General features: G+C 64.1%; 2 protein-coding genes. Both read left to right on the top strand.

Going from position 1 to position 1,760, the window contains the following annotated elements; all coding sequences use genetic code 11:
- On the top strand, positions 1-885 hold an 885-nt coding region (locus tag ABEA26_RS35870; RefSeq protein ID WP_345598245.1), incomplete at its 5' end, for a DNA cytosine methyltransferase.
- 314 nt (positions 886-1,199) lie between these two features.
- Positions 1,200-1,685: a very short patch repair endonuclease gene (locus ABEA26_RS35865; protein ID WP_345598247.1), complete on the top strand. Its 486-nt coding sequence runs from the start codon at positions 1,200-1,202 to the stop codon at positions 1,683-1,685.
- Positions 1,686-1,760 lie beyond the last annotated feature (75 nt).

The following is a 1,760-nucleotide window of genomic DNA, read 5'->3' as shown; positions in this document are numbered from 1 at the left end:
CCCTCATTTCGCCGCTACTTCGACTACATCCAGCGTGAGCTGGAACTACCCTTCGAGGAACGACTCAAGGACACTACTTGGGAGCAGCACTACCAGCATCTGTTGGATCGGCGCCAGCAGGAGCCGGACGATCCCAGGAAGCGGTACGACACCGTCATGATGCCGGTGAACGCCGCCGACTACGGAGTGCCACAAATCCGCAACCGTGTGATTATCGTCGCCTTTCGTCGCGACCTTAACGTGGACATCGAGCTGTTCAAAAAGCTCGTTCAGCCGACGCACTCCGAAACCGCCCTCATCCGTTCCATGGTGGAAAACGGGGACTACTGGAAGCGGCACTCGAATGTGCCCGACCATGTACGCGAATGGGTCATGGCCCGCCTCCCAAAGGGCGTGCCGATGGACGATGGCCTGCTTCCTTGGCACACCCTGCGCGACGCGCTCGCCGGTATCGGCGACAACAAACCGCTGCCGGAGGTGCCGGACGAGTGGCTGGACCGCACCGAGCACTTCCTCGGCGGGTTCACGGAACACATCGGCTGGCCCGGTGCCCGAATCTACGACGGCCATACCCCCAATGAGCTCGACCGCCCAGCGAAGACCGTGAAGGCTGGAGTGCACGGTGTACCCGGCGGGGAGTCGGTCATGCTCCTGGACGAGTTGGTGACCGACAAGGCCGCTCAAGGCGGCGTCCGGTACAAGCACCGGTACATGACGGTCCGCGAAACCGCTCGCGTCATGACCTTCCCTGACACGTGGGAACTCAAAGGGCCCCGAGGGGAGAAGATGCGTCAGTTGGGCAACGCAGTGCCGGTTGCCCTTGGCGAGGTTTTCGCCAAGGCGGTCGCCACCGTCCTGGATGAGGCGGAGGGGCGTCAGAAGTGACCGGGCCCACCAGCAGGGCGCAGAGCGGCTGGAAGCACGACTCGCCGCCGGACCGAGCGTGGAAAGGGCGGCCCGGTAGAACCCGGGCCACCATCGCGGCCGAACAGGACCGAGCCGCTGGTGGTCGCCACAGGCGCTCGGTGGATCTTGGCGAGGGACGGTTCGCCCGAGCGTCCGTGGAGCTGAAGGTACTTCCCGACACACGACGCATTCGCGCGTACCTGCGTTGGTCCGACAGGGGCAAGTCCCCGGCTCGCTACCTGGGGCAGGTCGAGTGTGAGACGCGTGCCGCGAACCTTGCCGAGGGTTGGAAGATGGCCTGGGAGAAGGGCCTTGTCACCGAGGAACCGCCGACAGAAGGATCCTGGGCTTCGTCGCCGTCGGTTCGCGCCGTCATGCGGGCAAACCGCAGCAGAGATACCCGACCCGAGGTGAGGCTTCGATCCTTGCTGCACAAGCAGGGACTTCGCTACCGCGTGGCGGCTCGCCCCCTCCCTGAACTGCGTCGCACAGCTGACCTGGTCTTCACCAAACCCAAGGTTGCGGTTTTCGTCGACGGTTGCTTCTGGCACGGCTGCTCGGAGCACCTTCGGGCGTCACACAAGAACGTCGAGTTCTGGCGAAACAAGATCGAAGGCAACCAGGCCCGGGACGCGGACACAGATCGCCTCTTGCGAGAGGCTGGCTGGCGGGTCGTTCGCGTCTGGGAGCACGAGGCCCCCGACGTAGCTGCGGCGCGGGTGATGTCAGTCGTGCGAGCCTCGCCACCAGACCGACATGAATCCGAACAATCGGCGTAAATCATGGAGAGGTAGCTACACTCGCCGACTCTCGGCACATGCACCCGGGACTGATTAGCACATCGGGCTGAAGGT

This window comes from Streptomyces marokkonensis, from assembly GCF_039539045.1.
Lineage (GTDB): Bacteria > Actinomycetota > Actinomycetes > Streptomycetales > Streptomycetaceae > Streptomyces > Streptomyces marokkonensis.
This window is presented reverse-complemented; position numbering and strand designations above follow the sequence as displayed.